The sequence below is a fragment of the Bacillus sp. B28 genome (genome assembly GCF_029536185.1).
Lineage (GTDB): Bacteria > Bacillota > Bacilli > Bacillales > Bacillaceae > Bacillus > Bacillus halotolerans.
In genome coordinates this window covers 650,746-674,413 of the sequence record NZ_CP120511.1, presented here as the reverse complement: position 1 = coordinate 674,413, position 23,668 = coordinate 650,746, and the positions used below count along the sequence as shown (strand labels likewise).

General features: G+C 45.5%; 22 protein-coding genes and 2 riboswitches. Of the genes, 1 reads left to right on the top strand and 21 read right to left on the bottom strand.

The window, feature by feature from the left end:
* Positions 1-82: 82 nt before the first annotated feature.
* A complete protein-coding gene (locus P3L57_RS03515) occupies positions 83-505 on the top strand; it encodes an Lrp/AsnC family transcriptional regulator (protein ID WP_044152772.1) in 423 nt (140 codons plus the stop codon).
* Between the two features lie 39 nt (positions 506-544).
* Here P3L57_RS03515 and purD read toward each other — a convergent pair whose 3' ends face one another.
* The 21 genes from purD to P3L57_RS03410 form a co-directional block, all read right to left on the bottom strand.
* Positions 545-1,813, bottom strand: coding sequence for a phosphoribosylamine--glycine ligase (gene purD / locus P3L57_RS03510; protein WP_069487677.1), 1,269 nt, complete (start codon positions 1,811-1,813; stop codon positions 545-547).
* Positions 1,814-1,828: 15 nt separating this feature from the next.
* The gene (purH, locus tag P3L57_RS03505) at positions 1,829-3,367 is read right to left on the bottom strand and encodes a bifunctional phosphoribosylaminoimidazolecarboxamide formyltransferase/IMP cyclohydrolase (RefSeq protein ID WP_044152774.1); all 1,539 of its coding nucleotides are present in this window, start codon (positions 3,365-3,367) and stop codon (positions 1,829-1,831) included.
* Positions 3,364-3,951 carry a phosphoribosylglycinamide formyltransferase gene (gene purN, locus P3L57_RS03500; protein WP_059335945.1) on the bottom strand — a complete coding sequence of 196 codons (588 nt, stop codon included), beginning with the start codon at positions 3,949-3,951 and terminating at the stop codon, positions 3,364-3,366. The genes purH and purN overlap by 4 nt, the downstream gene beginning before the upstream one ends.
* Positions 3,948-4,988, bottom strand: a complete 1,041-nt coding sequence (purM, locus tag P3L57_RS03495; protein WP_044152776.1) for a phosphoribosylformylglycinamidine cyclo-ligase — start codon at positions 4,986-4,988, stop codon at positions 3,948-3,950. The genes purN and purM overlap by 4 nt, the downstream gene beginning before the upstream one ends.
* Before the next feature lie 100 nt (positions 4,989-5,088).
* Positions 5,089-6,519: an amidophosphoribosyltransferase gene (purF, locus tag P3L57_RS03490; protein WP_024120445.1), complete on the bottom strand. Its 1,431-nt coding sequence runs from the start codon at positions 6,517-6,519 to the stop codon at positions 5,089-5,091.
* Positions 6,495-8,723: a phosphoribosylformylglycinamidine synthase subunit PurL gene (gene purL / locus P3L57_RS03485; protein ID WP_059293372.1), complete on the bottom strand. Its 2,229-nt coding sequence runs from the start codon at positions 8,721-8,723 to the stop codon at positions 6,495-6,497. Before purL ends, purF begins: the two co-directional genes overlap by 25 nt.
* Complete coding sequence (gene purQ, locus P3L57_RS03480; protein WP_044152779.1) at positions 8,707-9,390, bottom strand: phosphoribosylformylglycinamidine synthase subunit PurQ; 684 nt, start codon at positions 9,388-9,390, stop codon at positions 8,707-8,709. The genes purL and purQ overlap by 17 nt, the downstream gene beginning before the upstream one ends.
* Complete coding sequence (gene purS, locus P3L57_RS03475) at positions 9,387-9,641, bottom strand: phosphoribosylformylglycinamidine synthase subunit PurS (protein ID WP_010333246.1); 255 nt, start codon at positions 9,639-9,641, stop codon at positions 9,387-9,389. The genes purQ and purS overlap by 4 nt, the downstream gene beginning before the upstream one ends.
* Positions 9,634-10,359 carry a phosphoribosylaminoimidazolesuccinocarboxamide synthase gene (purC, locus tag P3L57_RS03470; protein ID WP_059293373.1) on the bottom strand — a complete coding sequence of 242 codons (726 nt, stop codon included), beginning with the start codon at positions 10,357-10,359 and terminating at the stop codon, positions 9,634-9,636. The genes purS and purC overlap by 8 nt, the downstream gene beginning before the upstream one ends.
* A 74-nt stretch (positions 10,360-10,433) precedes the next feature.
* Positions 10,434-11,729 (bottom strand): adenylosuccinate lyase, encoded by a 1,296-nt coding sequence (purB, locus tag P3L57_RS03465; RefSeq protein WP_044152783.1) that lies wholly within the window; start codon positions 11,727-11,729, stop codon positions 10,434-10,436.
* Complete coding sequence (gene purK, locus P3L57_RS03460) at positions 11,726-12,868, bottom strand: 5-(carboxyamino)imidazole ribonucleotide synthase (protein WP_069487676.1); 1,143 nt, start codon at positions 12,866-12,868, stop codon at positions 11,726-11,728. Before purK ends, purB begins: the two co-directional genes overlap by 4 nt.
* A complete protein-coding gene (purE, locus tag P3L57_RS03455) occupies positions 12,861-13,349 on the bottom strand; it encodes a 5-(carboxyamino)imidazole ribonucleotide mutase (RefSeq protein WP_024120439.1) in 489 nt (162 codons plus the stop codon). Before purE ends, purK begins: the two co-directional genes overlap by 8 nt.
* A 140-nt stretch (positions 13,350-13,489) precedes the next feature.
* Positions 13,490-13,591: riboswitch (purine riboswitch) on the bottom strand.
* A gap of 79 nt (positions 13,592-13,670) precedes the next feature.
* Positions 13,671-13,868, bottom strand: a complete 198-nt coding sequence (locus P3L57_RS03450) for an NETI motif-containing protein (RefSeq protein ID WP_044152785.1) — start codon at positions 13,866-13,868, stop codon at positions 13,671-13,673.
* Complete coding sequence (locus P3L57_RS03445; RefSeq protein ID WP_024120437.1) at positions 13,868-14,422, bottom strand: DUF2179 domain-containing protein; 555 nt, start codon at positions 14,420-14,422, stop codon at positions 13,868-13,870. The genes P3L57_RS03450 and P3L57_RS03445 overlap by 1 nt, the downstream gene beginning before the upstream one ends.
* A 214-nt stretch (positions 14,423-14,636) precedes the next feature.
* Positions 14,637-14,804 carry a Fur-regulated basic protein FbpA gene (locus tag P3L57_RS03440; RefSeq protein WP_010333239.1) on the bottom strand — a complete coding sequence of 56 codons (168 nt, stop codon included), beginning with the start codon at positions 14,802-14,804 and terminating at the stop codon, positions 14,637-14,639.
* Positions 14,805-14,933: 129 nt separating this feature from the next.
* On the bottom strand, positions 14,934-15,731 hold the full coding sequence (locus P3L57_RS03435; RefSeq protein WP_069487675.1) for a hypothetical protein: 798 nt from the start codon (positions 15,729-15,731) through the stop codon (positions 14,934-14,936).
* A 215-nt stretch (positions 15,732-15,946) separates the two neighbouring features.
* Positions 15,947-17,269 carry a hypoxanthine/guanine permease PbuG gene (pbuG, locus tag P3L57_RS03430; protein ID WP_069487674.1) on the bottom strand — a complete coding sequence of 441 codons (1,323 nt, stop codon included), beginning with the start codon at positions 17,267-17,269 and terminating at the stop codon, positions 15,947-15,949.
* A 135-nt stretch (positions 17,270-17,404) separates the two neighbouring features.
* Positions 17,405-17,506: riboswitch (purine riboswitch) on the bottom strand.
* A 147-nt stretch (positions 17,507-17,653) separates the two neighbouring features.
* Positions 17,654-19,120 carry a DUF4179 domain-containing protein gene (locus P3L57_RS03425; RefSeq protein ID WP_069487673.1) on the bottom strand — a complete coding sequence of 489 codons (1,467 nt, stop codon included), beginning with the start codon at positions 19,118-19,120 and terminating at the stop codon, positions 17,654-17,656.
* Positions 19,102-19,635 (bottom strand): sigma-70 family RNA polymerase sigma factor, encoded by a 534-nt coding sequence (locus P3L57_RS03420; RefSeq protein ID WP_059293376.1) that lies wholly within the window; start codon positions 19,633-19,635, stop codon positions 19,102-19,104. Before P3L57_RS03420 ends, P3L57_RS03425 begins: the two co-directional genes overlap by 19 nt.
* 106 nt (positions 19,636-19,741) lie before the next feature.
* Positions 19,742-21,283 carry a glutamine-hydrolyzing GMP synthase gene (gene guaA, locus P3L57_RS03415; protein WP_044152794.1) on the bottom strand — a complete coding sequence of 514 codons (1,542 nt, stop codon included), beginning with the start codon at positions 21,281-21,283 and terminating at the stop codon, positions 19,742-19,744.
* A gap of 161 nt (positions 21,284-21,444) precedes the next feature.
* The gene (locus tag P3L57_RS03410) at positions 21,445-23,649 is read right to left on the bottom strand and encodes a DUF4129 domain-containing transglutaminase family protein (protein WP_069487672.1); all 2,205 of its coding nucleotides are present in this window, start codon (positions 23,647-23,649) and stop codon (positions 21,445-21,447) included.
* Between the last annotated feature and the right edge of the window lie 19 nt (positions 23,650-23,668).

The following is a 23,668-nucleotide window of genomic DNA, read 5'->3' as shown; positions in this document are numbered from 1 at the left end:
CAATTAAGCTAAATCAACAACATTTCCTCATAATAAAAGGAATTCTCATCAATTCACTTAAACATATAAAGGAGCAATACCAATGGACGATACAGACCTTCAGATTCTTTCGCATTTGCAGCAAAATGCCAGATTAACGATGGTTGAATTAGGAAAGCTTGTCGGACTCAGCTCTCCGAGTGCGGCGGAACGTGTCAGAAAGCTTGAGGACAAAGGGGTCATTACCGGGTACAGCGCTGATATCTGTTATGAAAAGCTAAACAAACATGTCACTGCTTTTATCCTGATGGAGCCGAAAAGCTGCAAGCACTACGCCGCCTTTGCCGCAGCTCACCCCGATGTGGCAGAGAACCACCGGATTACAGGTATGTACAGCTATGTGACAAAAGTGGTGACGGAATCTGTGCATAGTCTAGAAGATTTTATAGACGCTTCGATGGCCCACGGAAAACCGACCACGCTTGTTGTGCTTTCTTCTTCCGCTTTCCGGCATGCTTTTGCATAACAAAAAACCCGCAGCACAATCTGCGGGTTTTTCTTCACTTTATTTTTGGGCAGCCTTCAGAGCTCGTGCTCCGATATCTTTTCTGAAAAACAGGCCGGGTTTGATAATCTCATCAACGGCTTTGTACACTCTGTCTCGTGCCGCTTCAAACGTTTCATCAAAAGCGGTCACATTGGCGACACGGCCTCCGTTTGTGACGAACTCTTCACCTTCTGTTTTCGTTCCGGCATGGAAGACGACAACTTGATCAGCATTTGCTGTCAGGCTGCCAATCGGCGTGCCTTTTGCATAGCTTTCAGGATAGCCTTCTGAAGCAAGCACGACACTGACTGCCGCCGTATCCTTCCATCTCAAGTCAACTTCCTTATCATCTAAAAGATCTAGAAGCACTTGTACCAGATCAGAATCCATACGAGGCAGTACAACCTGCGTTTCCGGGTCGCCGAAGCGGGCATTAAATTCAATGACCTTCGATCCATTCGCAGTGAGCATCAGCCCCGCGTACAAAACGCCTGTGAAGGAACGCCCTTCTTGAACCATTGCTTTTGCGGCTGGCTTGACGATCGTTTCTACAGCATGACGCACGGTGTCTTCCGAAATTTGCGGAACAGGAGAGTAAGCGCCCATTCCTCCTGTATTCGGCCCTTTGTCTCCATCAAACGCGCGTTTATGATCCTGGGCAATGACCATCGGATATACCTTTTCTCCTTTGACAAATGCCATGAGGGAAAACTCTTCGCCGGAAAGAAATTCTTCGATCACGACAGATGCGCTCGCATCACCGAATTTTTCATCTTCAAGAAAGTCATGCAGACACGCGATGGCTTCTTCTTCCGTCATCGCAACGGTTACGCCTTTTCCAGCCGCCAGTCCGTCCGCTTTAATGACAATCGGAGCGCCTTTTTCCTGCACATAAGCCTTGGCTTTTTCAAAGGATGTAAACGTGTCGTATTCTGCGGTCGGAATGTCGTATTTCTTCATTAAATCCTTTGCAAACTGCTTGCTTCCTTCGATGATCGCAGCGGCTTTTGACGGACCGAACACACAAAGACCGGCTTTTTCGAACTGGTCAACAAGGCCTTCAATTAAAGGAACCTCAGGCCCGACAATGGTCAGCCCGACCTGATTTTCTTTTGCAAATGAGACAAGCCCGGCGTGGTCGCTTTCCTCAATGTTTACAAGCTGTGCAGAAGATGCCATGCCGTCATTTCCCGGAGCGGCAAATACCGTATCAACAAGGCTGCTTTGCGCCACCTTCCATGCCAGCGTATGCTCTCTTCCGCCTTTACCGATAATTAATACATTCACGTCGTTTTCATCCCCTTAATGTTTGAAGTGTCTGATGCCGGTGAATACCATAGCAATGCCGTACTCGTCCGCTTTTTTAATGGAATCCCCGTCACGGATAGATCCGCCTGGCTGGATGATAGCTGTAACGCCCGCTTTTGCCGCTTCCTCGACTGTATCCGGCATTGGGAAATATGCATCTGATCCGAGTGCGCTGCCTTTCGCTTTTTCCCCTGCCTGCTCGATTGCGATTTTCGCTGATCCGACGCGGTTCATTTGTCCGGCTCCTACACCTACTGTCATGTTATCTTTTGCAAGAACGATCGCATTGGATTTCACATGTTTCACGACTTTCCAAGCAAGCTTCAAATCTTCCCACTCTTGCTCGTTCGGCTCTCTTTTTGTCGGAATACTGATTTCAGCATCAGCAAAGCCGTGCATATCTAAATCTTGAATCAGCAAACCGCCTTGTACAGATGTCAGCTGTTTTTCTTTTTGAACGGCAGCTGTCACATCAAGTGTCAGCAGACGGAGATTTTTCTTCGCTGTCAGGATATCAAGCGCTTCTTCGCTGAATGAAGGCGCAATGATGATTTCTAAGAAAATATGATGAAGTGCTTCGGCTGTTGCCTTGTCCACTTCACGGTTCAACGCGATAATGCCGCCGAAGATCGATGTTTTATCTGCTTCGAACGCTCTGTCAAACGCTTCTGCGATCGTTTCGCCAGTTCCCACGCCGCACGGATTCATATGCTTCACAGCAACCGCAGCAGGCTCAGTGAATTCACGAACAATTTGAACAGCTGCGTCCGCATCTTTAATGTTGTTGTAAGAAAGCTCTTTGCCGTGCAGCTGTTCTGCTTGCGCAATAGATCCTTTGACAGGAAGCGCGCTTTGGTAGAATGTTGCTTCTTGATGAGGATTTTCCCCATAGCGAAGCGATTGTTTTTTCTCAAACGTAACGGTGAATTGCTCTGGTTCTGTTTCACCGACAACATTTGTCAGATAGTCAGCGATCAGCGCATCATATGCCGCAGTGTGGCGGAATACTTTTGCCGCCAGCTCGCGTTTTTTCTGAAGCGAAACATCGCCCTCTTCTTTGATTTGATTCAGAACAGGGCTGTAATCCGCTGGGTCAACGATAACCGTCACGTCCTGATGGTTTTTCGATGCCGCACGCAGCATGCCAGGTCCGCCGATATCAATGTTTTCAATAGCCTCTTCGTACGTCACATTCTCTTTAGAAATCGTTTCTTTAAATGGATAGAGGTTGACGACAACAAGGTCAATTGGCGCAATTCCGTGTTCATTGATCTGCGCCATATGCTCTTCGTTGCCGCGAACTGCAAGAAGACCGCCGTGAATATTCGGATGAAGCGTTTTTAAGCGCCCGTCCATAATTTCCGGAAAACCTGTCACTTCAGAAATTCCGATGACATCAACACCGTTTTCTTGAAGAAGCTTTTTTGTGCCGCCGGTTGAAATAACTTCAACGCCAAGCTCTGTCAGTTCTTTTACGAAAGGAACAAGATTTGTTTTATCTGAAACACTGATTAGTGCGCGTTTAATGGTCATGCCTTTTCACCTCTGTTATTTAATCCTAATAGCTCTTTAATCACACTCGGATACCATTTATGCTCAAGCTTGTGAATCCGCTGTTCGATTGTTTCCAATGTATCGTGTTCGTCAATTTCGATTGCCTTTTGAGCGATGATCGGCCCTGTATCCATTCCTTCATCAACATAATGAACCGTAATCCCGGCAACCTTCACACCCGCCCGGTATGCCTGTCCCACTGCGTCTATTCCAGGGAAAGCAGGAAGAAGGGAAGGATGGATGTTGATGATTTTTCCTCCGTATGCCTGAAGCAGCGTATCACCGATCAGTCTCATATAGCCGGCCAAAACGATCAATTCTGCTTCATGAAGATGAAGCTGTTCAATTATGGCCCGTTCAAATGCAGCCTTGTTTTCATAAGACTTCGGCTCAAATGCAAAGGATGGAATCTGGAATCTTTCCGCCCGCTCGATGACTTTCGCCTGCGGCTTATCGCAAACGAGGAGCGAAACGGCTGCATCCCAGTTCTCCTCTTTCAAACGCGTGACGATGGCTTCAAAGTTTGAGCCGTTTCCGGATGCAAATACCGCAAACTTTTTCATGAAAGTGCAGCACCGCCGAATGTAACGCCTTCACCATGTTTCACTCGCCCGATCAAATAGGCTTTTTCGCCTTGGCTTTCAAGCGTTCCGATGACTTCAGTGAGATGTTCTTCTTTTACTGCAAGAACAAATCCGATGCCCATATTAAAGACGTTAAACATGTCTTCTTCTTTCAGCTTGCCGTGTTCCTGCAAGAAAGAGAAGATTGGCGGGATCGGCCAAGAGCCGTGATCGATTTCCGCACTTAAGCCTTCAGGAAGCATACGCGGAAGATTTTCGATAAATCCGCCGCCTGTTACGTGCGCCATACCATCAATGAGTCCGCTTTTCACAGCCGCAAGCACAGGCTTCACGTAAATTCTTGTCGGCTCAAGCAGTTCTTCGCCGAGCGGGCGTTCAAACGGCGCATACGTTTTGTCGAGATCAAGCTCTGCATCGTCAAGAAGCACCTTTCTCACAAGGGAAAACCCGTTGCTGTGAAGGCCGCTGGAGCTCAGGCCGATTAAAAGGTGACCTTCCTTGATGTTTTCTCCGGTCACGATTTCATCCTTTTCCGCCACACCAACTGAGAAACCTGCAATATCGTATTCATCAGCTGTATATAATCCAGGCATTTCAGCGGTTTCTCCGCCGACCAAGGCTGAACCTGATTGCTCACAGCCATCCGCAACGCCTTGTACGATCTGCTCGATTTTCACAGGGTCCGCTTTGCCGACCGCTAAATAGTCGAGAAAAAAGAGCGGCTCCGCACCTTGCGCAAGCACGTCATTGACACACATGGCAACAGCATCTACACCAATCGTGTCATGTTTATCCATGGAAAAAGCCAGCTTTAATTTTGTGCCGACACCGTCTGTTCCCGAAATTAAAACAGGTTTCTGATAAGAAAGCTCCGACAGATCAAACATGCCGCCAAAGCCGCCAAGGCTGCCCATAACGCCAAGCCTTTTCGTACGCTCCACATGTTTTTTCATCCGTTTTACAGCTTCATATCCGGCTTCGATGTCAACTCCTGCGTTTTTATATGCTTCAGACATCCTATTCACTCCTTTAAGGCGCTTTTCAAAATATCTCTCCGAACAAGGGCAGAAAGAGAAAGGCAGCCAAACTGCGCTGCCTTTATGTCATTTTCAAGTTTTATTTGGTTAACACCGCTTCTTTTACATGAGGAAGCACAGTGTCCTGATAAATTTCAGTCGGATATTTCCCTGTAAAGCAAGCAAGACATTGTCCGCAATTCGAGTCTTCGTATTTTCTGCCGATTCCTTTCAGCAGCCCTTCGACACTCAAAAATGAGAGAGTGTCGGCTCCGATTTCCTGACGGATTTCTTCAACCGAGTGGGAGGACGCGATCAGTTCTTCATGTGTGGACGTATCAATGCCGTAAAAGCACGGATGAGCGATCGGCGGCGAACTGATTTTCACATGCACCTCTGTCGCACCCGCTTCTCTGAGCATTGTTACGATCCGGCGGCTTGTTGTTCCGCGCACGATGGAGTCATCCACCATAACGACGCGTTTCCCTTCAACAACCCCGCGCACCGCAGAAAGCTTCATTCTGACGCCCTGCTCACGAAGAGCCTGAGACGGCTGAATAAACGTTCTGCCCACATAACGGTTTTTGATTAATCCAAGCTCGTACGGGATGCCTGTTGCTTCCGCGTAGCCGATAGCCGCTGAAATACTGGAATCCGGAACGCCTGTCACGACATCAGCTTCAACCGCTGATTCCTGAGCGAGCATTTTTCCAAGGCTTTTACGCGCGCTGTGCACGTTAATGCCGTCAATATTGCTGTCAGGTCTTGAGAAATAAATGTACTCCATGCTGCAAATGGAACGGTTGATATTCATGGAGAAGCGCTCTGATTTCATGCCATCATCATTGATAATCAGCATTTCTCCCGGCTCCACCTCGCGAAGGTACGTCGCACCGACGACATCAAATGCGCATGTTTCTGAAGCGACGACATAAGCGTCTCCCATCATGCCGATTGACAGCGGTCTAAGCCCGTTCGGGTCAAGCGCTACGATCATTTCTGTTTCAGTCATGATCAGGAACGCGTAGGCGCCTTTCAGCATGGAAAGCGAGTTTTTAATCTGATCCTTCAGCGTGAAGTGGCCGCTTCTTTTGATCAGGTGAGCCAAAACCTCTGTATCCGAAGAGGTCTGGAAGATGCTCCCTTGGTTTTCAAGCTGCTGCTTCAGCTGAGTGGCATTCACCAAGTTTCCGTTATGGGCAAGCGCCAGGCTGCCGTTGTTTTGAGAGCGGAAGAGGAGCGGCTGAACATTTTCATATCCGCCGCCGCCAGCCGTTGCGTACCGAACGTGTCCGATTGCGCCTTTCCCCTTTACTTTGCTGAGCTCACCGTTTTGAAATACTTCAGTGATCAGTCCTTGGCCTTTATGCGCCGTCAGCTTTTCACCGTCAGTCGCCACAATGCCCGCGCCCTCCTGTCCTCTGTGCTGGAGGCTGTGAAGGCCGTAATACGTGATTTGCGGGGCTTCTTCATGCCCCCAAATCCCAAAAACGCCGCATTCTTCATTTAAGCCTTTGATTTCAGCAAGCATGGGATAGCTCCTTTCCACGCGCGTTCAAGCTCTTTTGTCTGCGCGTGAATCAATTGTTGTCCGTCTTGGTTTTGAATGCTCAGAAGTCCGTCAGCTGTTACCTCACCGATATGAACCGCATCTTGTACAGCTGCTTCAAACGCTGCTTGATGTTCTTTTTTCACAGAAACGACGAAGCGGGATTGAGATTCAGAGAATAATAACGCTGCTTCCCCTTCAACAGTCACGTTAGCGCCAAGGTTTTCCGTCGTCATGACACTTTCAGCAATCGCTACGCCTAAGCCGCCTTCAGATACATCGTGCGCTGATTGAACAAAGCCTTGTTTGATCGCGTCAAGCAGTGCCTTTTGGCGTGCCTGTTCTACATCTAGATCGATTTGCGGCGCTTTGCCGTAAATGCGGCCTTCTGTCATTTTTTGCAGCTCGCTTCCGGCAAACTCAGGTTTTGTTTCGCCGATGACGTACACGAGGTCGCCCGCTTGTTTGAAATACTGCGTTGTGATGTGTGCTGTATCTTCAATTAAACCGACCATGCCGATCACAGGTGTCGGGTAGATCGCCGTTCCGTTTGATTCGTTGTAAAGCGATACGTTTCCGCCGATCACAGGTGTGCTGAGAACGTTACACGCCTCACTGATGCCGTCAGCCGCTTTTTCAATCTGCCAGAAGATTTCCGGTTTTTCCGGGTTTCCAAAGTTCAGGTTATCTGTAACCGCAAGCGGTTCTGCACCTGAGCAAACGATGTTGCGCGCCGCTTCAGCGACAGCGATTTTTCCGCCGACCTCTGGATCAAGGTAGAGATAACGGGCGTTACAGTCAGTTGTCATCGCCAGCGCCTTTTTCGTTCCGCGGATTCTGAGAACACCCGCATCAGACCCAGGAGCGACAACTGTATTCGTCCGCACCATGTAGTCATACTGGTCGTAAACCCACTCTTTGCTTGCGATCGTCGGCTGCTGCAGGAGCGCCTTCAGTGTTTCATTCGCATCGTCAATTTGAGGAGCCGGGACATCCGTCTCTAAAAATTCGCGGTAGTAAGCAGGCTCTTGAGAAGGCTTGTGGTAAACCGGCGCTTCTTCTGCCAAGGCATCAACAGGGAGCTCGCATACAACCTCACCTTTATGTGTCAGGCGCAGCAGTTTATCATCTGTTACACGTCCGACAGAAACCGCTTCAAGATCATACTTGTCAAAAATATCGATGATTTCCTGCTCACGTCCGCGCTCGATAACAAGCAGCATCCGTTCCTGTGATTCAGAAAGCATCATTTCATAAGCAGTCATGCCTGTTTCACGCTGCGGAATCAAGTCAAGGTTCATTTCAATGCCTGAACCCGCTTTACTTGCCATTTCCGCGCTTGAGCTGGTCAGACCGGCAGCTCCCATGTCCTGAATGCCGACTAGGGCGTCACATTGAATGACTTCCAGACACGCTTCAAGCAAAAGCTTCTCCATAAACGGATCGCCGACTTGGACAGCAGAACGCTTTTCTTCAGATGAGTCTGACATTTCTTCAGAAGCAAACGTAGCACCGTGGATTCCGTCACGCCCTGTTTTCGCTCCTACGTACATTACTGTGTTTCCGACACCCTTTGCCTGGCCTTTTTTGATGTCTTCATGATTGATTAATCCGACGCACATTGCGTTGACAAGCGGATTTCCTTCATAGCTGCTGTCAAATTGCACTTCGCCGCCGACTGTCGGGATTCCGATGCAGTTCCCGTATCCGGCGATACCTGCTACTACTTCTTCAAACAAGTACTTCACGCGCGGTGAAGTCAGTTCACCAAATCGAAGAGAGTTTAATACAGCGATAGGACGCGCCCCCATTGAAAAGACATCACGGATTATGCCGCCTACGCCAGTCGCAGCGCCTTGGTACGGTTCGATGGCTGATGGATGGTTATGCGATTCAATTTTGAACACAACCGCTTGGTTGTCACCGATATCAACGATTCCGGCACCTTCCCCCGGACCTTGCAGCACGCGTTCGCCGCTCGTCGGGAATTTACGCAAAATCGGCTTTGAGTTCTTGTAGCTGCAATGCTCTGACCACATGACTGAAAAAATTCCGATTTCTGTGTAGTTCGGCAATCTGCCAAGAATGGATTCAATCAATGCAAACTCATCATCACTGACACCCATTTGCTGATATAATTTCTCTTCTTTAATTTGTTCTTTACTTGGTTCAAGCAGTAGTGACATGAGTTTCCCTCCAATTTTTCACGATAGACTGAAACAATGTAAGACCGTCGGCGCTTCCAAGCAGTTCATCGACCGCGCGCTCAGGATGAGGCATCATGCCTAATACATTTCCTTTTTCATTAACAACACCGGCAATATCGCTGACACTTCCGTTAATATCGGAACCGTATGTGAAAGCAATTTGATTGTTTTCTTTTAATGAAGCAAGCGTTTCATCATCACAGTAGAAGTTCCCTTCACCGTGGGCAACCGGAACCGTAATCGCTTGGCCCTTTTCATAGGAAGAGGTGAATAATGTTTCGTCGTTCTGCACGATTAATTCAACCGGACGGCAAATGAACTTCAAGTCTTTGTTGCGTCTCATTGCACCTGGCAGAAGGCCAAGCTCCTGTAAAATCTGAAATCCGTTGCAGACGCCGAGAACAGGTTTTCCTTCAGCCGCTGCCTGTTTTACAGCTGGCATAATATTCGCAAAACGGGCGATGGCGCCGCATCTCAAGTAATCTCCGTAAGAAAAACCTCCCGGAATTAACACCCCGTCAAAGCCGTCAAGGCTTGTTTCCTCGTGCCAGACGTATTCCACATCATGACCGAGTTCATCCTTTACGGCGTGAAACATATCGATATCACAGTTAGAGCCAGGTAACACAATCACCGCAAATTTCACTGTGCGACTACCTCCTCAACCTCGTATCTGTAATCTTCAATCACTGTATTCGCAAGAAGTTTTTCGCACATTTCTTTGACTAGCACGTCAAGATCACGGTCAGACTTTTCGATTGTTAGCTCCATGTATTTCCCGATGCGCACATCGGCGACTTCCTTGTAAGACATACTGTGCAAGGCATGCTGGACAGCGCTCCCTTGTGGATCTAGTACACTTTCTTTTAAGCTGACATAAACTTTTACTTTATACATGATGAATGCCTCCCAGTCTTTTGAAAATCTCTTCGTATGCGTCGGTTAAGCTTCCCAGATTGCGTCTGAATAAATCTTTGTCCAGCTTTTCGTTCGTGTCTTTATCCCACAAGCGGCATGTGTCAGGTGAAATTTCATCCGCCAAAAGCACTTGCCCGTCTGCATCTAGACCGAATTCAAGCTTGAAATCTATTAATCTGACATGACAATCGTCAAAAATGGTTTGAAGCTCTTCGTTTACTGTTTTTGTAATGGACTTAATGGTTTCTACCTGTTCAGGAGTCGCCGCTTTTAAGAGCCAAATATGATCTTCTGTGATGAGCGGATCACCCAGCGCGTCATCCTTGTAGTAAAACTCGATAATCGGCTGTTCAAGCTTCGTGCCTTCTGGAATGCCGAGACGTTTGGACATGCTTCCTGCCACAACATTTCTGACAACGACTTCCAGCGGCACAATCGTTACCTTTTTAATGAGCTGCTCTGTTTGCGAAATGCGCTCGATAAAGTGGTTGTTAACCCCTTTTTCGTGAAGGTGTTTGAAAATCAGGCTTGAGATCTCATTGTTTAAGCGCCCTTTGCCGCTGATTTCCGCCTTTTTTTCTCCGTTAAAGGCAGTTGCAGAATCTTTATACACCACATACAGCGTGTTTTCGTCGTTGGTTTTGTAAATCTTTTTCGCTTTTCCTTCATATAAAAGTTCATTCTTCACAATATTCACGGAAGGCCTCCTAACCCGAATGTTGGGAATTTTCAAACTAAGGCGGCGCGGAAGAAGCCGCCTAAACGCTTCTTCTATGCTAAACCTAAACGTTCAAAGATCAGATCCACATTTTTCAGATGGTAATGATAATCAAAGCAGTCAGCAATTTTTTCCGGAGAAAGACGGGAAGTGATTTTCTCTTCCGCTTCCACAAGCTCACGGAACGGTACTTGCTTTTCCCATGCCTCCATTGCTTTCGGCTGCACTGTGTCATAAGCTTCTTCACGAGTCAGGCCTGTGTCAATCAATGCCAGCAGCACGCGCTGAGAGTAGATCAGCCCCAATGTGCGGTCCATGTTGCGCTTCATGTTTTCCGGGAAGACCGTTAAGTTCTTCACAATGTTGGAGAAGCGGTTCAGCATGTAATTCAGCGCGATTGTCGCATCCGGAAGAATAATTCGCTCCGCTGAAGAATGAGAAATATCGCGCTCATGCCATAATGGAACATTTTCGTAAGCTGTCATCATGTAGCCGCGGATGACACGCGCTATACCTGTCATGTTTTCAGAACCGATCGGATTCCGTTTATGCGGCATAGCTGATGAACCTTTTTGCCCTTTCGCAAAAAATTCCTCGACCTCGCGTGTTTCACTCTTTTGCAGTCCGCGGATTTCAACTGCGAATTTCTCAATGCTTGTCGCAATCAAAGCAAGTGTCGCCATATAATCAGCATGGCGGTCACGCTGAAGCGTTTGTGTTGAAATCGGTGCGGCTTTCAGGCCGAGTTTCTCACAAACATACTGCTCTACAAACGGATCAATGTTCGCGTATGTGCCGACAGCACCGGAAATCTTACCAACCTCGATGCCTTCCTTCGCTTGTTTAAAGCGTTCGAGATTGCGTTTCATTTCTTCGTGCCAAAGCGCCAGTTTTAAACCAAATGTTGTAGGCTCTGCGTGTACGCCGTGTGTACGGCCCATCATGACGGTGTATTTATGTTCTTTCGCTTTTTCTTTTATAATGTCAACAAATCTCTCAAGGTCCTTGAGCAGAATGTCATTTGCCTGTTTTAATAAGTAAGAAAGAGCGGTATCTACGACGTCAGTTGACGTTAAGCCGTAATGCACCCATTTTCTTTCTTCGCCCAATGATTCGGATACAGCGCGCGTAAAAGCAACTACGTCATGGCGCGTGTCCTGTTCGATTTCTAATATGCGGTTGATGTCAAATGACGCGTTTTCGCGCATCAGCTTTACGTCTTCTTTTGGAATAACGCCAAGCTCCGCCCACGCTTCACAGGCAAGAATTTCAACCTCTAACCATGCTTGAAATCTGTTTTCATCCGTCCAAATCGCGGACATTTCAGGTCTTGAATAACGTTCGATCATTCTGCTTGTCCTCCGTCTCTATTTCTCCATTTATTTGTGATCTCCTGAATCCATTCGTCTTCAGGCTGCTTCATAAAAGTAATATGCCCCATTTTGCGGCCTTTTTTGATTTCATGTTTTCCGTATACATAAAGCTTTGCTTCTTTTAAAAGCTCTGGCTCTTCCTCTGGGATCTTCACTTCATCGCCGAGAAAATTCACCATCATGCCAGGCTTCAGCAGCTCCGTTTTTCCAAGCGGAAGGCCGCAGACCGCTCTGATATGCTGTTCAAACTGGCTTGTTTCGCAAAGATCCAGCGTGTAATGTCCTGAATTGTGCGGTCTTGGCGCCAGTTCATTAACCAAAAGCTCATCGCCCTCTGTCAGGAACATTTCAACAGCAAGCGGTCCGACAAGGTTCAGCTCATCTGCGAGCTGAACGGCCAGCTCAGCAGCCTTTTCCTGAATCCTTTCTTCAACCCGTGCAGGCACGATGCTTTGGAACAGAATATTATTGTGGTGAATGTTTTCTGCGGCCGGGAACGTCGAAATCTCTCCGTTTACCGATCTGACAACAATCACGGACAGTTCCATTTTAAAAGAAACCCAGCTTTCGAGAATGCAGGTTCCGTGCTCTAAAAGAGCTGAAGCCTCTTCTATTTGTGACGTTTCCTTGATGACAAATTGGCCTTTGCCGTCATATCCGCCGCGGCATGTTTTCAGCACTGCGGGAAGCCCCAGCGACTGAACCGCCTCTTTCAGCTCAACCTTTGTTTTGACGATGCGGTAAGGTGCAACTTCACAGCCCGCGGATTGAATCGCTTTTTTCTCTGTTTCACGGTTTTGGGTAATGAGCAGCAGCTCACTTCCTTGCGGGAGATACGCATGACCTTTCAGCCAATGCAGCGCATCATAATCGATGTTTTCAAACTCATACGTGATAATATCGCTGATCTCAGCCAATTTCCGAATCGCTTCGCGGTCGTTGTATGAAGCGGTGATTTCAATATCCGCAACCTGCCCGCACGGCGAGTCTTTTACCGGATCGACGACCGCGACTTTATATCCCATTTGTTTTGCGGAGACAGCCATCATTTTTCCAAGCTGTCCGCCGCCGATAATACCGATGACGGCTCCCGGATAGATGATTTGATTAGACAAGCTGATCACTGCTTTCTAACACTGTTTGTTTTGTATTTTCTCTTCTTTCATCTAACTTTCTGGCCAGATCCTCGTCAAAAGCTGACAAAATTTGCGCCGCTAACAGACCTGCGTTCACAGCGCCCGCTTTTCCGATGGCTGTTGTGGCAACCGGCACGCCTCCAGGCATTTGCACGATGGAAAGAAGTGAATCGAGTCCGTTCAGCGCCTTGGATTGAACCGGAACGCCGATGACCGGCAGCGTCGTTTTAGCAGCTGTCATCCCCGGCAGGTGCGCCGCTCCTCCAGCACCGGCGATAATCACCTTGATGCCTCTTTCTCTGGCTGTTTCAGCGTACTCAAACATGAAATCAGGCGTCCGGTGAGCGGAAACCACCTTCTTTTCGTACGGCACTTCAAGTTCTTCAAGTATGTCGCATGCGTTTTTCATTGTCTCCCAATCGGAAGTGCTTCCCATGATGATTCCTACTAGCGGCTGCATTCTGTTCCCACCTTCTAATGCTTTAGTTTTCAGAAAATAAAAAATACCCGGCTTTGTATTGACTTATGAGGAAGCAATACAAACCGGGCATGGTGCATGTATCGGCAGTCGTTCGCTTCTGCGATATATCCATGTCAGTTTTATCGATCACTTTCCTGCATAGTCCGGCAATTTACGGTTGCCGGGTAGAAACTTATGGGCCATATTCCCAAGATTATATGAGGTCGTGTTTTGATTTCATGTTTATCTTAACAACGGACTTGGATAATGTCAACGATATTATCGAACGATACAAAAATTCATTCTTCTAATGTTCGTGTTTTAGATCAATTTCCCTTCAAATACGATTTTTTTTCCGCACGGAACGATCTGAATTGACCCATTTTCCATCTTTTCCTTGAAAATCGGCTCTTCCATTCGACGTACAGGCATATATCCTTCTTCTTTCATTTGCTGAAGCACTGCTTCTATCGTTTGCTGTTCTGTCACTTCAAACTTTTTCTTCTTCGGCTTTGCCATTATTCTTTAATTCTCCTCTTCTTCACCGCTTTGACCCAGAAGCCGCCGTGGATCGTTTTTGGTTCATACGCAATAATAAAAGCTTTCGAATCAAGCGTTTTAATCGTATCATACAGCTGCAGCTCATATCTTCTCGGCGTCAAAATCTGCAGGGCCGTGCGGTCGCCTTCAAGCCCGCCGGCCACCCAATTCGTTACGCCGTAGCCTTTTTCACGAAGCTGCCTTGGAAGATCGAGGTCAAGCTCTTTTGTAATCACATTGACCATAATATAGCCAAGCGCCAGTTTTTCTTCGATTTTCATGCCGACAATAACGCCCAAACCATAGCCGAGTGCGTACGCAATCACGTTTTGAATCTGGTCTAAGTTATCAAGCACAAGGCTCAGCCCTGTCACATAAACCAGAATTTCAATGGTGCTGATTCCGGCCGCTAAATACCGCTGGCCTTTCAGTGTTAAAATCATTCTTATTGTAAAAAATGATACATAAACAACATTGATAATCAGAATAATGAGAACCATTGCTAATCCGTTTGATAATAAGGTTTGCATCATTTTATAAAACCTCCTTACTCATTCAACTTACGTAAAGCATTCATATTCTACTAGAGAATTGAACCCTTTACAATCAGCTATGGCCGTCATCGCAGGCAAAATTTTTCGACACACTCTCTTCATCACTCAGCAATAGTTTACCCTCTTTCTGTCCTTTTCAAAATCCAAACAAAAAAGCCCGCTTTTCAGCAGACTCATTTTTCTTTATCTATTGTCACATCTCTTTTTTCATTTTCCGAAGGGACTCATATTCTTTCTCAAGTTCACTCAGCGTATAATCAGCGAGCTGTTCCCCTCTTCCGCGATAAAATTCTGAGAGCATTAATTTGGTTTTTAAAAATTCCTTCTTTTGATAAATCGCCTGACGAAGTAAATGGGCCATGTCCATCATCCTCCACCGCATTTTCCTCATCATACACGGATTAATCCTACAATTCAACTGTGTTTTTTAGATATATTTGTAAAAACTGTGACATCAAAAAAACCGGCGTTTTCAGCCGGTTTTTTTACATTAAAGCGGGATAAGCGATGCCGTAAAATATTCAGAAATAAACGGCCAAGTCACTGCCGCAAACAGCAGCGCAACTGCTAAAACAGCAAACACACAATAGATATAGTCAATCGGTGCCTCGCTTGCCGCCTGATACAGACGCTGTACATATAACGCCATCATAAAGAAGATCGAAAACAGCATTAACACTGTAAAAAGGACAGTCAGCATCGGTACATTCACGATCGCAAATATCATCCAAATGATTGAAACGGCGATCACCGGAACAAGCAATGAGCCAAAACCAGCCGCAGCTTCCTTGAATGATACCTTTTGCTTCATCATATACCGAGTCACGGCCCATATGGAGAAGACCATAACAGCAAAAAAGACGAGCATATACACAAGAACAACAAAAAATCCGTCATAAAACGCGTGATGGCGCTCTCCAAAACCAAGCGGCCTGTTCCAGCTCGCCTTTAACTGAAACCAGTTTCCGATTGAAAAAACGATACTAAATATGAGCATTGAAATAAGACCATATTTATAATGAGAGAAACCATCTGCCACAACAGTTTTCGCCGGGGACTTTAATATTGAAAAAGCAAAGCCGCAATATCTGTTAATGGCTGCCCAAACAGAGGATAGCTTTTCTTTCACAGACGATTCTACGCGTTCCTTATGTTGTTTCTGCTTTTGTTTCTGCTTTTGCTTGCTTTGGCGGCTGGCCTTTCTGGACATCCGCGAAAGCGGCTCTTCATCTATTCCTTCATTCTGGTTAACTTCTTCTTCAAACGTTTCTTTTCTTTCTTCCGTCATGTTAGCAACTCCTATCAAAAATATACGGCGGAATACCATTCAGTAAGAAAATAAAACACTTATATAAGGTACCGAAGCCTTCCTGAACAGTCAAGTCATTTCCATTTAAGTAAACAATGGCGGCACATCTACATGACGGTATATGATATGAAATGGTTTTGCCTTTCGCAACAAAATAAAAAACCAGCCGCAACATCGCAGCTGGTTTTCATTCATTATTTCAAGAAAATAAAGTAAAGAATAAATACAACAAACAGTCCGTACATGATCGGATGAACCTCTTTGGCTTTACCTTTGCACACCATTGTAATCGGGTAGAAAATAAATCCGATCGCAATCCCAGTCGCAATGCTGTACGTTAGGGGCATCATGATCATTGTAAGGAAAGCGGGAACCGCCACTTCGAACTTATCCCAAGCGATTTTGCCAAGCGGCGCTACCATTAGTGCACCGACAATGATCAGTGCCGGAGCTGTTACATTTGACGTAACGACTGATAGAAGCGGCGAGAAAAACATAGCGAGTAAAAAGAGCAACCCAGTTACAATTGCCGCAAATCCGGAACGAGCGCCCGCAGCAACACCCGAGCTTGATTCCACATAAGACGTTGTCGTAGACGTCCCAAGCACGGAGCCGATAACGATGGAAGTTGAGTCTGCTAAAAGCGCACGGCCCGCACGCGGCAATTTGTTTTCCTTCATTAAACCAGCCTGTGTTGCCACAGCAACCAGTGTACCAGCCGTATCAAAAAATCCGACAAACAAGAATGTTAAAATGACGATCAGCATTTGCACAGAGAAAATATCCGGCAAGTGAATCCAAGCTTGTCCAAAGGTCGATTCAAGGCTCGGCACACTTCCGACGATTTGAGACGGAACCGGAACCAAACCGAAAATCATCCCGGCAATCGCCGTTAACAGCATCCCGATAAACACGCCAGCGTTCACGCGAAGCACCATCAAAATAACCGTTACGATGACACCGAAAATCGTTAACAGCACAGGACCGCTGTGAATGTTTCCGATTGTGACAAGGGTTGAAGGATTCGATGCAATAATTCCTGAGCCCTGCAAGCCGACAAATGTAATAAATAGGCCAATCCCCGCTCCGACTGCCAATTTCAGCTCAGGCGGAATGGCGTTAATGATTTTTTCACGAAAACCTGTTAAAGAAAGAGCAACAAAGATCAGTCCTGAAATGAAAACACCAGACAAAGCGGCCTGCCAGGAAATCCCCATACCGAGAACAACAGAAAACGCAAAAAACGCGTTCAGCCCCATACCGGGCGCAATGGCAATCGGATATCTTGCAATCAATCCCATTAAGATACAGCCTGCTGCAGACGCCAAAGCTGTCGCAGTAAAGACCGCGCCTTGATCTATTCTCAATGCTTCCGGAAAATCTTTCACACTTTCCAAAGCTAGCGTAATCGGATTGACGAACAGGATATACGCCATGGATAAAAAGGTCGTTAATCCGCCGATGATTTCGTTGCGATAGCTGGTGCCCAGCTCATCAAACTGAAAAAACTTTTTCAAGCTATTTGACTCCCTTCACTCTTTGCTATTTATCCTGCCCTGAAATCGCCAAATAAAAAACGCCCCAATATATTTTGGGACGCTTGACTACAGACGGATTCCAGTTTGAATAAATAAACGTGTTTTATTTATATCAAACGAAAGAAATGTTTACGTAGTCAAGCCATTTACGGTAGCTTGGTAGAGACTTGCGAGCCATATCCCCGCGATTATACGAATTCATCTTATTTGATTTCTGTGTCTATTGTACCAAGTTCGATTTGAAATGACAATATAAATAACGAACATTACTTATTAAAAAAATTGGTTTATTCGTCTATTGACCAAATGGGCAACAATGATAAAAACCGTATGTATGGCAACATACGGCTTTTCAACTTATAATTATTTTTTTTCGGTAGGCTGACTCACCTGATGCACTGGTACAGTAAACGAGAATGGCTCTAGTTGAATCAGGTGATTTAAAACGCCGTTATCAATATACAGACCGTACTCATTAAACTCAAAATGCTTTAAAGACAGCTTATCATTATAATCATCATCCAGTTCAAAAGTAGATACCATTTCGGCTGTTTTCATATTTTTCACTTTAGCTATATTTGCTTTCAAATAATAACCTTCTTCATAATCACCCACTGGATCAAGCCAAGATTGCATTTTTTTCGTATCACCAAGGCCAATCGTTTCACCGATATTCACTAAGTCATTTTCATTCATGCTTGAGGTATCAATTCCAGTGAAGCGATAATGAACCAATACTTTCTTCCCTTTTTGGTTAATGTTATTGATTTCAATCCCTATGTTTTGATGGTTTGTTTCTGAAACATGAAACGGCATCTCTGCATTTAGCGGGACAATTTCACTGCCCTCTGCCTCAGATTTAATATTTGCTATTAATGTTAGCTTTTTTGCCTTTGGATTAATTGGTGATTCTAACTGTGTTTGTCCTTTTGCTCTTACCGTTCTCTCGTTTACTTTTTTGCGGTCTCCAAGTTGGATGTTTGACGCTGTCATCTCATATGTGTTTCCTAAATCATCTTTGACTTCGTTAATTTCAACCGTATCATGCTTTGCTACGCCTTGATAATCGATTGTAAATTGAAGGACAGATCCGAGCTTTCCGTTCTCTACTTGAATATTGGAAAATTGATAACGATTGTGATGCACTGATACCACTTTTGAGCTTTCTAAATAACCCGCATTCTTTTTGGTAATAGGCAGTTTGAAACTCCAATTCCCCTGTATTTCATTGATATGAGTAATCACAAAAGGCGTGGTATCCCCATTTTTTATTTCGGCTCCTTTTGTATAAAGCCTTAATTGACCAGCGTATTGTTTGTTATTTAATTTTTTGAGCATTAAGGAATCAAGATCGATTGAAAAATTATCGTTAAAACTCGCTTTACTGACATTATAGCTGAGCTCTTTTTCACCAGACTGGAGGTTATCAACAGTAAAGTTATAGACAAGCTGCCCGGCATCGTAGTATGAACTGTTCACAGATATAGTAATGCCTCGCGACTCCGCTTTTTCATTCAGATTTGTGACCAAATTGCTTTTAAACAATGATAGGCCAACTTTATCTTGAAACTCCTTATAAATTTGGCCGACAATGGGTATGCTTCCCATCGCTTTGTTAACAGATGGCAGAAAAAGACCGGACGTTAAATACAGTATACCTACCACAGCAGCAACAGCCATTCCATTTGTAATGGTTCGTCCCCAATTAAAACGGCGCTTTGTGTTACTTTCATTTTCAGCACGAACGACAGCTTGATGTATTGCTTTTTTGAGTGCTCTCTTTGGCACTTCTATGTCATCATACAACTGTTTTACTTGGTGTTTTTCCATATTTTTTTATCCTCCTTTTCCAGCTCCTGTTTTAGTGATTTTCTTGCTCTATGTAAATGTGTTTTAATTGTGCCTTCTGCCATTCCTGTTTGTTCAGCTATCATTGAAATCGAATAATCTTGAAAATAATAAAGCTGAATTGTTAACTGAACATGTTCATCAAGTGTATCCAGCGCATTGCGCAAGTCTATATATTCTTCAATATTCCTTGGGTTCGTGCCAGTGTCATGATGGCTTTCAAACGGAACCAATTCCCCCTTCTTTTTCTTCATTGCAAAAATTGAATTAATAAGAATTCGGGTGAGCCACGTTAAAAAGTACTTTGGCTCTTTTAGTTTTTCTATACCTATAAAAGCTTTATAAGCCGTTTCCTGTACAGCATCAAGTGCATCTTCTTTATTTCTTAAATAGAGATAGGCTGTTTTATATAAAGTCTCCTGATGTGCCAGCATAAGCTTTTCAAAGGCTCGAGAATTTCCTTTTCTCGCCTTTGTAATCAATCTTTCTTCCTTCACCTTATCCACCTCCTATGTTGTTAGATACAAGAACTGCCAAAACGGTTTCAAAAAGTTAACAAAAAAACGCCCCTTTTATAAAGGGACGTTTTTCTTAGGTATTTACTTATTCCCACTCAATCGTCGCAGGCGGCTTACTTGTAATATCGTACACCACGCGGTTAATGTGCTTCACTTCGTTTACGATACGTGTAGAAATCACTTCAAGCACATCCCAAGGGATACGCGCCCAGTCAGATGTCATGCCGTCGATTGATGTAACGGCGCGGATTCCGATTGTGTAATCATATGTTCTCGCGTCACCCATAACACCAACGCTGCGGATGTCCGGAAGAACAGTGAAGTATTGCCAGATATCACGCTCTAAACCATGATTAGCAACTTCTTCACGGAGAATCGCATCTGATTCACGAACGATTTCCAGTTTTTCTTCTGTTACTTCGCCAAGAACGCGGATGCCGAGTCCCGGTCCTGGGAAAGGCTGGCGCCATACGATGTCATCCGGAATGCCGAGCTCTGTGCCAAGCGCGCGCACTTCGTCTTTGAAGAGCGTGTTTAACGGCTCGATCAGTTCAAACTGCATGTCTTCAGGAAGCCCGCCGACATTGTGGTGAGATTTGATCGTTTGCGCCGTTGCAGTACCGCTCTCGATGATATCTGTGTAAAGCGTTCCTTGTGCAAGGTAGTCGATGCCTTTAAGCTTGTCCGCTTCATCATCGAAAACGTAAATGAATTCATTACCGATGATTTTACGTTTTTGCTCAGGATCAGAAACGCCTTTTAGTTTATTTAAGAATCTATCTTGCGCGTCTACTTTAATGACGTTCATGTTAAAGCCTTCGCTGAATGTTTTCATAACGCCTTCAGCCTCGCCTTTACGGAGCAGGCCATGGTCTACAAAGATACAAGTCAGCTGGTCGCCGATCGCTTTATGAATCAAAACAGCAACAACAGAAGAATCAACGCCGCCGCTAAGCGCGCAAAGAACCTGTTTGTCTCCGACCGTTTCACGGATTTTTTGCATTTCGATATCGATAAAGTTCTCCATTGACCATTTGCCTTCGCATTCGCAAACGCCGAATACAAAGTTTTTCAGAAGGTCATTGCCGTATTCAGAATGGCGCACTTCCGGGTGGAACTGAACGCCGTACCATTTTTTATCCGCTTTGCTCATTGCTGAGTTCGGGCAGTGATGGCTTGTCGCATCAACAGTGAAACCTTCAGGCACTTCTACAACCAAGTCACCGTGGCTCATCCAAACCACTTGTTCATTCGGAAGATCTTTGAACAAATCAGGTGTTCCTTCGATGTGGATGTTCGCTTTGCCGTATTCACGCTGGCTGGCAGCTTCTACTTTTCCTCCAAGGTAATGAGTCATCAGCTGCATGCCGTAGCAAATTCCCAATACAGGAACATCTAATTCGAAGATTTTCTCGTCACAGCGGAAAGAGCCTTCATCATATACACTGTTCGGACCGCCGGATAAAATAATTCCTTTTGGATTCATTTCTTTAATTTCTTCAGCCGTCAATGTATGCGGATGCAGCTCACTGTATACACCAAATTCACGGATGCGGCGTGTAATCAGCTGATTGTACTGACTGCCGAAATCAAGGACAAGAATCATTTCATTCACTAACTTTGTCATGGTTGTCACCTAATCTCCTCTAAGTTTTTTGACACAGAAAAAAACGAGGACAGATATGAAACACGCTCCGCCCTCTTTGGCAAGGCCGTTTGCCGGAGTCAGGCAACTCGCTCCCAGACTCCGATAATATTCACTAATTCTAACAACACGTCGATAAGCGGTCAAGACCATCTTCTTTTAATTAAATTTTCCCATAACTCTCTGGAATCATTCCAAAGCTTTGCCGAATCGTCATTTCTGTACAGCGCCCGTTCATAGTTTGCTGTCAGCTTTAACATGTCTTCAGAATGATATGTTTCGTCGATTCGTTTTGCGTACTCCCGCAGCGTTTCGCTGTCACGTTTAGGCAGGCCTCTTCTTTTCATCTGTTTCAGGAGCGCGCCGTATGCCTCAAAAAACACATGCTGATCACTGCGGTGCTTCAATTTTCTCACTGTGAAAACAGGAAGCCATAACGAACGGAAAACATAAAGCAAAACCGCTGTCAAAAGAACCGCAGCCATGGCGGCATACCAGCCTGCGCCAACGCTTGCATGCGCAGACGTTGTTTTTTTGGAAACGGCAGGCTCACGTTTATCCTTTTGTTTTTGCTCCTTCTCCGGCTGTGTTCTCTTTTCTTTCTGTTCCTCTTTTGCTTTCTCAGGCGAGCTGCTGCTTTCGCTGCCGGAATCCTTTGTATCGGAGGAAGCAAACTCAGCCGGATTTGTGAACCCTTTTGTCGGCTCAAAAGTGACCCATCCCTGCTCTGGAAAATACACCTCTACCCAGGAATGGGCGTTGTTATTTGTCACTTCATAGATGCTGCCGTTTTTGTTCCCCGCTTCTTTATATTCACCAGACGTATATCCTTTTACCCAGCGTGCCGGAATGCCGGCCGAACGCAGGAGCACCACCATCGAGGACGAAAAGTTATCACAATAGCCCATCTTTGTTTCAAACAGGAATTGGTCCACATAATCTTCATCATCTTTAGGGATGGTGACGTTTTCTGTTTCATAGGTGAACTCGTTTGACCCTAAATAGTCCTCAACAGCTTTGACCTTATCAAACATATTATCGTGATCTTGAGTCAGCTTGATCGCTAGCGTTCTCACCCGCTCAGGCAGAGTATCCGGCAGCTGCATATAGCGGTCGCTGAAGGTGTACTCCTCACTGTTTTGTCTCACTTTCACTTTTTTCAGCTCATCCTGTTTATAGACCGGGGAGTTGTACGTCACTGTATAACTGCCCATGTTCCGAATATCACCGGTCTGCTCACTGATCGGAGAAATTTGTTCAGTGTTCCCGTTCATTTCAAGCGAGACAGCCTGCTTTGGCTTAATATTTTGCGCACCAATCGGATACATTACATGGTTATATCCGTAACGCTCATCGACCTTCACGCGTACAGTGTTCCGCTCTGTGGAAACCTTATGATCAAACCACAGATTTTCAACGTTGCCTCCGCTAAGCTGATACGACATGCCCGTGTCTGTTTCAATCCAGCCTTTTCCCGTATACGTATCCTTTGTTTCCACGCGGAAATATGTGCGCTCTTTTCCCTGCCACGTGAAAACAGGGCTAGCGTCCTGCTGAAACGGACCGCCAAGCGATTCATCGTGATTCCCGTATCCGATTTTGCTTTCTCCTGCCGGCACACGATCATGATTGGTGACTTTTTTGAGAAAAGGAACGGGATCCGGCCAATTCGGATCTGATTTCGGCGCGGCAAGCCCAAATCCCACCGCGCCCAAAATCAGCACAGACAGGGGGAGAAACCATGTCAGAACAGCCGCTTTCGGTAACGTTATTCGTTCCATCAGCTTAATGCGTTCCAAATACAGAAGGCCCAGCATAAAGAAGCCAATCAGCACGATACGGATAACAGCGTAAGCGGCGTCATAAGGCGTAAATGTATCAAGAATCGTAATATACGCCACTGTCATCATAAAGAAAAATAAGATCCTCCTCTGGTAAATCACCCAGTAATGAAGGAGATAGACCAGCAGCCACAGCAGCACAAAAAACAGCAGGGTCCGAAAAGAAGGAATCATATTATTCCATTGTCCTGTCTGAATAAACGTGATATTCAAATAGACATCCTGTAAAAAAGAGCTGACCCAGCTTAAGTCAAAAATAGACCCTTCGTAAAACAGAATGTGTATCGAAATGAATGTAAATAAGACACAAAAAGGAACGGTGACAAACCACCTCATCCTGAAAAAAGTCAGCAGAAACGTCAAGCCGATAAAGACAATAAAAAAGCCTGTATGCTTCGTGTCTGTAAAATGGTCCAGCGGCCTGAGCCACTCCCACAGCAATAAAAAAGCCAGAAAATAAAATAACAGCAAGCTCAGACGGCTTCCCTTCTGGTCATCAAGCGGCATGTACACCGTCACCTCTCTT

Excerpts from the sequence above, each read along its gene's own strand:
- P3L57_RS03515 (WP_044152772.1), top strand. The coding sequence starts at position 83 with ATGGACGATACAGACCTTCAGATTCTTTCGCATTTGCAGCAAAATGCC.
- purE (WP_024120439.1), bottom strand. The coding sequence starts at position 13,349 with ATGCAGCCGCTAGTAGGAATCATCATGGGAAGCACTTCCGATTGGGAG.
- guaA (WP_044152794.1), bottom strand. The coding sequence starts at position 21,283 with ATGACAAAGTTAGTGAATGAAATGATTCTTGTCCTTGATTTCGGCAGT.
- P3L57_RS03410 (WP_069487672.1), bottom strand. The coding sequence starts at position 23,649 with ATGCCGCTTGATGACCAGAAGGGAAGCCGTCTGAGCTTGCTGTTATTT.
- P3L57_RS03440 (WP_010333239.1), bottom strand. The coding sequence starts at position 14,804 with ATGGCCCATTTACTTCGTCAGGCGATTTATCAAAAGAAGGAATTTTTA.
- P3L57_RS03435 (WP_069487675.1), bottom strand. The coding sequence starts at position 15,731 with ATGACGGAAGAAAGAAAAGAAACGTTTGAAGAAGAAGTTAACCAGAAT.
- P3L57_RS03450 (WP_044152785.1), bottom strand. The coding sequence starts at position 13,868 with ATGGCAAAGCCGAAGAAGAAAAAGTTTGAAGTGACAGAACAGCAAACG.
- P3L57_RS03445 (WP_024120437.1), bottom strand. The coding sequence starts at position 14,422 with ATGATGCAAACCTTATTATCAAACGGATTAGCAATGGTTCTCATTATT.
- purH (WP_044152774.1), bottom strand. The coding sequence starts at position 3,367 with ATGACCATTAAACGCGCACTAATCAGTGTTTCAGATAAAACAAATCTT.
- purM (WP_044152776.1), bottom strand. The coding sequence starts at position 4,988 with ATGTCTGAAGCATATAAAAACGCAGGAGTTGACATCGAAGCCGGATAT.
- purL (WP_059293372.1), bottom strand. The coding sequence starts at position 8,723 with ATGTCACTACTGCTTGAACCAAGTAAAGAACAAATTAAAGAAGAGAAA.
- P3L57_RS03425 (WP_069487673.1), bottom strand. The coding sequence starts at position 19,120 with ATGGAAAAACACCAAGTAAAACAGTTGTATGATGACATAGAAGTGCCA.
- purN (WP_059335945.1), bottom strand. The coding sequence starts at position 3,951 with ATGAAAAAGTTTGCGGTATTTGCATCCGGAAACGGCTCAAACTTTGAA.
- purF (WP_024120445.1), bottom strand. The coding sequence starts at position 6,519 with ATGCTTGCTGAAATCAAAGGCTTAAATGAAGAATGCGGCGTTTTTGGG.
- purS (WP_010333246.1), bottom strand. The coding sequence starts at position 9,641 with ATGTATAAAGTAAAAGTTTATGTCAGCTTAAAAGAAAGTGTACTAGAT.
- purB (WP_044152783.1), bottom strand. The coding sequence starts at position 11,729 with ATGATCGAACGTTATTCAAGACCTGAAATGTCCGCGATTTGGACGGAT.